Source organism: Pseudomonas rossensis (genome assembly GCF_039888995.1).
Classification (GTDB): domain Bacteria; phylum Pseudomonadota; class Gammaproteobacteria; order Pseudomonadales; family Pseudomonadaceae; genus Aquipseudomonas; species Aquipseudomonas rossensis.
Genome location: NZ_JBBWCB010000033.1, coordinates 43,371 through 51,090, shown reverse-complemented (window position 1 = coordinate 51,090; position 7,720 = coordinate 43,371). Strand labels below are relative to the sequence as shown.

Below are 7,720 nucleotides of genomic sequence, written 5' to 3'. Positions count from 1 at the left end.
TCACGGCTAATGCCAGTCAGTTAAGCTGACTGGCATTTTTCTTCCTGATCGGATACTTCGGTGATTTAAGTCTGATAGCGCGAGGATAAACGCGGTCCTCCCGTCGATGAGGCTGGACGTAATGCATGGCTGAAGCATGAAGCTCGGCCAGGTATTTGGGGATGTTCCCGGAACGATCAGCCGAGACGCTGTTGATAAACCCGAGGAGCGCCCAGGTGCAGGCGGTAAAACTCATTTCGCATGGGTAAATACCGGGGCAGTGGCGGCTAATGCCGATCAGTTAAGCCAAAACGCGATCCGTAGCAGCTGGCGAAGCCTGCGTTTGGCTGCGAAGCAGTCGTGAAATCAGACGATGCGGTATTTCAGGAAGACCGCAAACTCAGGTTTTACGACTGCTGCGCAGCCAAACGCAGGCTTCGCCAGCTGCTACGGATTGTATCGTTCCTTAACTGATTGGCATTAGCCCTTGAGGCCGGTTTTTAGGAGTCCATTCACTCCGACAACTTCACGTCCACCGTCCAACTGAAGTACCCCAATGCCTCGCAGCTTTTATTGATCAGCATGAATTTCAGTTCGCACGCTGCCACCCCGGCCGCCAATTGCGTGCAGTGCCAATAATGATCATCGGCCGTGTGGCTGCCCGGTTGGGTCGGGTTTTCGGGATCGGGTGCGGGGACTGTCAGGTTTGCGTGGACGACCAGTTCGGGCGGTGAAAGTACCCCGGCATCACCTACAGACATCTCGTAGAACACCACGCTGTGTTCGGCGAGCAAGCTGACGGTCCTGCCACGGATATGGAAGTTCTTTCCGTTACTGGCGGCAAGCGTCATAAAGCTGTCATTTATTGTGATTTGTGTTGTTTTTGTACCGATGATGGCGAAGATGAAACCTTCTTCAACTTCGGTCGGGTTTTGCGGCTCAAGACTGGGTTGCGGATAGCGTGAAAGCAGTGATTCGGCATCGACGATCAGCAGCACATTATTGGCTGGCGCGATACTCGTCGAGGGGGAGGTAATCGGTTCGGAAGTCATCATGGATTCCTTTCATGATGTTGATTCAAGACGGCAGCCGCATCGGTTCAAGCAAGACATCCCGTCCCGGCCGAAGCGGCAACGAACTCGGTAGGCCCCTCGTCGCCAAGGGGCCTGGTCATCGTCAGTTACGGATGGTAATGAACGGATCCCACGAGCAGCAGCCTACGATCTTGCAGTCGCGATCAACGATCAGGAAATGGAAGTGGTAGGTCACGCTACCGCACGAAAGTGTTTCCGAAGACCAGTAATGGTTATCGACTTTCTGGCAGCTCGGCACCGACGGGTTGCTGGTGTTGGGGACGGCAACGCACGCTGTAGCCTTGCGGGGCGTGGGTGTGGAGATCAACTCGTTGCCGACATTGCCAACGAACTTGTAGAAAATCACTGCAGTCTCGAAGCTCTGCGACAGACTGGTTTCACGCCAGCGAATCAAGTCGCCTACCTGGGCTCTCAAGTTAAGTTCGCCACCGGCCTGGCCGCTGACCACGTTGTTCTGATTGGTCACCATGTACACATGATTGACGTCGATTAATGTCGGCGAGGCAGGGTTTTTGCTGATGTTCGGGTAGTTTTTCAGAATGGTTTCAGTGTCGATTGAAACAAGTACATCCGTGACTCGAGACATAGTAAAGCTCCTTGTTCATAGTGAATGCCTGGTTACTTTTCAGGCACAACAACGCTTGCTTGCCTTACGGCCGTTGCGAAAACACTACGGGCGGAACCCACCTGTCACGGGCATGAGCTGGCCTTGCTCCTTGCGTGCAAACTAACGGGTTCGGGTTCCTTCCGACGGGCCGCGATTGGACTATAGATGTGAATTTTAGGCTGTCAAAATTGCTTGGCTTTTAGTTCGACGAACGGTCGGTTTGGTTATGACTTCAGAAGATTTTGCGATAAAAAAATGCTCATTCAAATCTTCTTTGTACGTTTGGTCCCGTGGGTGTTGGCGGGTTAATTGACCGCTTTCGCCATAGGTCGGATAGGGCAGAGCGCACCGGTCGAGGTATCGTAGCGAACCGGTTTTCCGCCTCTTGCTACAACAACGCACCTACAGGAGAACGCAATGAGTTGGTCCGCCAAACAATACGTCGCTTTTGAAGATGAACGCACACGTCCCGCCCGTGACCTGCTGGCCGCGATCCCCGCTGTGGAAGCGCGCTCTGCAATCGACATAGGTTGCGGCCCAGGTAATTCGACCGAGTTGCTGGTTGATCGCTTCGCCAATGCCGCGGTGCGTGGTTTGGACAGTTCGACCGATATGATCGACGCCGCCCGCAAGCGCTTGCCGCAGGCGCAATTCGATACGGCTGATATTGATACCTGGAACGAAAACGGCCCGTTCGATGTGATTTTCGCTAACGCGGTGTTGCAGTGGCTACCTGATCACGCGAAGTTGCTGCCTGCACTGGCGAGCAAGCTGGCGTCTGGTGGCAGCCTGGCGATCCAGATGCCGGACAATCTCAACGAACCTTCGCATCGCTTGATGCGCGAAGTTGCAGCCGATGGTCCATGGGTTGGCAAACTGGCGGGCGCCGCCGGGCAGCGGACGGAGATGGCAGATGCCAGTGGTTATTACTCGATGCTGCGAGCCCACTGTTCCCGTGTCGATGTGTGGCGCACGACTTACCATCATCCACTTGCTGGCGGCGCGTCTGGTGTGGTCGAGTGGTTCAAGGGCAGCGGATTGCGGCCGTTTCTTGATCCGTTGGATGAGGCGGAGCGGGCGCAGTATCTCAAGCAGTATCAAGCGGCAATCGAACTGGCCTATCCGCCGTTGGCCGATGGTTCAGTGCTGCTGCCGTTCCCACGGTTGTTTATCGTTGCGACGCGCTGATGCGTTAATGAAAAAGGGACAGATCCCGCTCTTTTCGTCTGTCCCTTTCGCGTACCAATGGCCAAGAATTCCGTCGTAGCTAGGCGTCAATCAGCTGATCAATCAAAACCGCGTTGCTATAGATCAAGCTTCCATCACTCGCTCGATGCCCGACCAAATGGAACTGACCGCGCTCGTTGTGTATATAGACGCGCATTTGGCAGTCGGACAAAGGGCCGTATCCCTCTGGCAAGATCAATTCCAGTGTGCTCATGTCGACATCGACCATGGCTTCACGCTCATGGGTCTTCTGCAGGCGTTCTTCAGCTTGCTCCAGACCCAGATGGAGGGGGCCATCGACGTACAAATGGATTTCACCCATCGGAGTCGACTTTTGTTCTCCGTTGACTTTGCACCAGCCTTCGATCGTCAAGGCACTCATGACGAAATCTCCGTTGTGGACGGCTGGACTCTATAGCTCTTGGCCGTCACTTGTCTGACCGCTATGCATAGGCGAGGATCTTTGTGGGCGCTTTTAGCCGATCTTTGCCTTCCGTAATCTGACCTGATTATAGCTGGCAACCGGACCTCGCTTACTCGATGTGTCGTTCAGGCGAGATGTGTTGCTGAATAGTTACAGTTATATATAGCGAATAGGTTTCAAGTGATCAAGTTGACGCTGAAGTTGGAATATCCAGGCAACAAGGCTTTTCAGGGAAAGCGCTTGTTCCGGCCATGAACTATACTTCCTGCGGACTTTGCCACGAAGATAGGTGGTATTTGTCTAGCCTGTTTTGGCGTCAAATTAATATTGATTTGACGATGTTGTTCTGTGGCGATGCTTATGCATACCGATGAGTAACAGGAATAGGATGAAAGCAAAATGGCAATGGCAATTATTCTTGTACTAATCGTTATTGCATCAGTGCTGTTCCATCTATTAGCGCCCTGGCATGCGACGCCGGTAGCTTCCAACTGGGGGTCAATAGACACCACCCTGTTCATCACCCTGATCATTAGCGGAATATTTTTCATTGCCATCACGGTATTTATGGCGGTAGCCGTGATGCGTTTTCGCCACAAGGAGGGTGCCAAGGCGGCCTACCAGCCAGAAAGTAAAAAGTTGGAATTCTGGTTAATTATCGTGACCTCGGTAGGTATTGCCGCGATGTTGGCGCCAGGTCTGGTTGATTACAGTGATTTCATCCGGGTGCCGAAAAATGCTTATGAACTTGAAGTGGTCGCCCAGCAGTGGCAGTGGACCTTCCGTTTTCCCGGCAAAGACGGGACATTGGGAAAGTCGGAAATTAAGTTTGTTGATTCCGTCAATCCCCTCGGCCTTGATCCCAAGGATCCCGCTGGGCAGGACGATGTACTTATAAGAAACAATGAAGTTCGCCTTCCGCTCAATCAGCCGGTAAAAGTTTTACTGCGTTCCAAAGATGTGCTGCACAATTTCTATGTGCCGCAAATTCGCAGCAAGATGGACATGGTGCCAGGAATGGTGTCGCACTTTTGGTTTACGCCAACCAAGACCGGAAAATATGAAGTCCTGTGCGCTGAATATTGTGGCGTAGGCCATTACAACATGCGCGGCCATATGATCGTGGAAGAACAGGGCGCCTTCGATCAATGGCTGAACAGCCAACCGACTTTTGCGCAGACATTAACGACCGCTGCCAAGCCCAGTCGGGACAGCGTGCTGGAAAAAGGTCGCCTGTTGGTCGAAAACCACGGTTGCAGTGCCTGCCATAGCGAGGATGGCAGTGCCAGCCTCGGCCCGGGATGGAAGGGGCTGTACGGTCGCACTGAACAGCTTGCCGATGGCACCAGTGTGCTGGTCGATGACGCCTACCTGAAAGAGTCGATCCTCGATCCGAAGGCCCGACTGGTACAGGGCTACCCGCCGGTCATGGTGGCCTATACTCTCAATGACGATGAACTGGGTGCTCTCGTCGCCCTGATCAAATCACTCGGTGCCGGGCAGCAAGACGACGAACCTACTTCCGGCGAAGCGTCGAGCCCAGGTGACGACTTGGCGGCACAGGGACAGAGGTTGGCTCAGTCGCTCGGCTGTCTGGCCTGCCACAGTGTCGATGGTAGCAAGGGTATCGGCCCCAGCTGGCAGGGCCTGTATGGCGAGACCGTAACCCTTGCCGACGGTTCGACGATAAAGGCCGATGAGGGCTATATAAAAGATTCGGTTGTTAATCCCGGTGCCAAAATCGTCAAGGGCTACGCAGCCGTCATGCCGGCCTTTACCCCGAGTGATCAGGAGTTGAACGCACTGATCGCTTTTATCAAATCCAAAGCGAATGCCGACGCTGATGCGAGCAAGGCGGAGCCAGGGAAGTAGTCGTAAAGCAGCCAGGAATGCACTGAAACTTCGACAGGAGGATGACGTGATGGCCTATGCGGAGCAAGCCGAAACAGAAGCACTGCACGAACCCAAGAGTTTCCTGACCAAATATATTTGGAGTCAGGACCACAAGGTCATAGCCGTTCAATATTCCTTGACGGCTATATTCGTGGGCGTTATCGCCGTGGTGTTGTCCGGCTTGATGCGCATACAGATTGGCTTCCCCGGCACTTTGGAGTTCATGGACGCCAGTGCTTACTATCAGGCGATGACCATGCACGGCATGATCATGGTCATTTACTTGCTGACGGCCTTGTTTCTGGGTGGCTTCGGTAACTATCTGATCCCGCTGATGGTGGGCGCCCGGGACATGGTCTTCCCCTATGTCAACATGCTGAGTTACTGGTTCTACTTGCTAGCGGTAATAGTGTTGCTCGCCGGTTTCTTTGTCCCTGGCGGCCCCACCGGTGCGGGTTGGACGCTCTATCCGCCACAGGCCATTACTCAGGGGACACCGGGGACCGAGTGGGGCATCGTCCTGATGCTCGTCTCACTGGCGATTTTTATTGTCGCAACCACCATGGGCGGGTTGAACTACGTCACCACGGTGTTGCAGGCGCGCGCGCACGGCATGACATTGTTTCGCATGCCACTCTCCGTATGGGGAATCTTCATGGCCTCGATCATGGCCTTGTTGGCCTTCCCGGCGTTGTTCGTCAGTGCGGTCATGATGCTGTTTGACAAGGTGTTGGGCACCAGCTTCTTTATGCCGGCGATGATCTCGCTGGGGCAGCAGCTCGATCACCAGGGTGGCAGCCCGATCTTATTCCAACACCTGTTCTGGTTCTTCGGCCACCCGGAGGTCTACATCGTTGCTCTCCCTGCGTTTGGTCTGGTCTCCGACTTGATCAGCACGCATGCGCGTAAAAATATCTTCGGCTACCGAATGATGGTGTGGGCCATTATGGCGATTGGCGTACTCAGCTTTGTGGTCTGGGCACACCATATGTATGTCAGCGGAATGAACCCTTACTTTGGCTTTTTCTTCGCCGTCACCACCTTGATCATCGCGGTGCCGACCGCACTGAAAGTCTACAACTGGGTGCTGACCCTGTGGCAGGGCGACATACATCTGACCGTGCCGATGCTGTTTGCCCTGGCCTTTATCGTCACTTTCCTTGTCGGCGGTCTGACCGGCTTGTTTCTGGGCAATGTGATCGTGGATATTCCGCTCTCGGACACCTATTTCGTCGTAGCCCATTTTCATATGGTGATGGGGGTTGCACCGGTACTGGTGGTGTTCGGCGGCATTTATCATTGGTTCCCGAAAGTCACCGGGCGCATGTTGAACGACACCCTGGGCAAGCTGCATTTCTGGATTACCTTCCTGGGAACCTACGCCATCTTCTTCCCCATGCACTACCTGGGATTCCAGGGCATGCCACGCCGTTACTACGCCTATGAAAACTACGCGTTCATCCCGCAGTCGGCGCAAGATTTGAATGCCTTCATTACGGTGGTCGCATTGGCCGTTGGCGTTTCCCAGCTGCTGTTCCTGTTCAACCTGGCCTGGAGTGTGTTTAAGGGCAAGCCCGCAGGCAGTAATCCCTGGGGCGCGGCCAGTCTGGAATGGCAAACGCCGAACACCCCGCCGATACACGGTAACTGGGGCGCGAAGCTGCCGGTCGTGCATCGCTGGGCCTATGACTACAGTGTGCCGGGAATAGAACAGGATTTCGTTCCGCAAACAGTCTCCGCCGAGGAGCTGGAGCGCATGCGGCAACTGAGTGCCGGAATCAGGATAGCGGACGTTAAAACATGAGCAAGTTGCTATTGAGAAACGCCGACGGCGCTGACCCCGGCGGCAGCTGGAATCGCGATCCGGAGGGTATTCAGGCCGGCGAGGGTGCCGATCGAAACCAAACCGCAAGAATAGGCCTGCGCTTATTTCTGGTCGTGGTGAGCTCGCTATTCTTTCTCTTCTTGCTCGCCTTTATCGCCCGTTCACAAATGAACGACTGGCTACCCCTGACAGAGCCCTTGGCGCCGTTAGCCAATCTCTGGCAGTTATGGCTGAATTCGGCTTTTCTGGTGTTCAGTTGCGTCGCACTGCAGTGGTCGCGTATGGCGGCCCGACAGGCTCGACTGGGTGCAACTGTGATTGGCTTTGCATTGGCGGGCGTATTCGCCATTGCTTTTCTGGCGGGGCAGCTCTGGGTCTGGCAGCAGTTTGTCGCCTGGGGGTACTTTCTCGCCAGCAATCCGGCCAACAGCTTCTTCTACCTGTTGACCGGCATGCATGCGCTCCACCTGCTGGGCGGGCTCATAGCCTGGGGCATAATCGTTGCTAAATTCCTGCAGCGCGTGCCGTTGCCGCAACTCAGCACCAGCGTAGAACTGTGTGCCATCTATTGGCATTACTTACTGGGTCTTTGGTTCGTGCTATTCGCGCTGCTAACCAGCACACCGGAAACCTATGAAGCCATCGCCAGATTCTGCGGCCTGAGGTGAAAA

7 protein-coding genes are annotated in these 7,720 nt (G+C 54.5%); 4 read left to right on the top strand and 3 right to left on the bottom strand.

Annotated elements, in window-relative coordinates; genetic code table 11:
* Window positions 1–491: 491 nt before the first annotated feature.
* The gene (locus tag WLY71_RS11715) at window positions 492–1,031 is read right to left on the bottom strand and encodes an AidA/PixA family protein (protein WP_347803665.1); all 540 of its coding nucleotides are present in this window, start codon (window positions 1,029–1,031) and stop codon (window positions 492–494) included.
* Window positions 1,032–1,155: 124 nt separating this feature from the next.
* Window positions 1,156–1,659: an inclusion body family protein gene (locus tag WLY71_RS11710; protein WP_347803664.1), complete on the bottom strand. Its 504-nt coding sequence runs from the start codon at window positions 1,657–1,659 to the stop codon at window positions 1,156–1,158.
* Window positions 1,660–2,097: 438 nt separating this feature from the next.
* Here WLY71_RS11710 and tam point away from each other — a divergent pair, with 438 nt between their 5' ends.
* Complete coding sequence (tam, locus tag WLY71_RS11705) at window positions 2,098–2,868, top strand: trans-aconitate 2-methyltransferase (protein ID WP_347803663.1); 771 nt, start codon at window positions 2,098–2,100, stop codon at window positions 2,866–2,868.
* Between the two features lie 79 nt (window positions 2,869–2,947).
* On the opposite strand, the gene WLY71_RS11700 is transcribed toward tam, so the two are convergent.
* Window positions 2,948–3,289, bottom strand: coding sequence for a hypothetical protein (locus WLY71_RS11700; RefSeq protein WP_347803662.1), 342 nt, complete (start codon window positions 3,287–3,289; stop codon window positions 2,948–2,950).
* Window positions 3,290–3,730: 441 nt separating this feature from the next.
* On the opposite strand from WLY71_RS11700, the gene WLY71_RS11695 reads away from it, so the two are divergent.
* The 3 genes from WLY71_RS11695 to WLY71_RS11685 are packed head-to-tail and all read left to right on the top strand — an operon-like array spanning window position 3,731 to window position 7,717.
* Window positions 3,731–5,203 carry a c-type cytochrome gene (locus WLY71_RS11695; RefSeq protein ID WP_347803661.1) on the top strand — a complete coding sequence of 491 codons (1,473 nt, stop codon included), beginning with the start codon at window positions 3,731–3,733 and terminating at the stop codon, window positions 5,201–5,203.
* A gap of 49 nt (window positions 5,204–5,252) precedes the next feature.
* Window positions 5,253–7,028 (top strand): cytochrome c oxidase subunit I, encoded by a 1,776-nt coding sequence (gene ctaD, locus WLY71_RS11690; protein WP_347803667.1) that lies wholly within the window; start codon window positions 5,253–5,255, stop codon window positions 7,026–7,028.
* Window positions 7,025–7,717 carry a cytochrome c oxidase subunit 3 gene (locus tag WLY71_RS11685; protein WP_347803660.1) on the top strand — a complete coding sequence of 231 codons (693 nt, stop codon included), beginning with the start codon at window positions 7,025–7,027 and terminating at the stop codon, window positions 7,715–7,717. The genes ctaD and WLY71_RS11685 overlap by 4 nt, the downstream gene beginning before the upstream one ends.
* The last annotated feature ends 3 nt before the right edge of the window (window positions 7,718–7,720 follow it).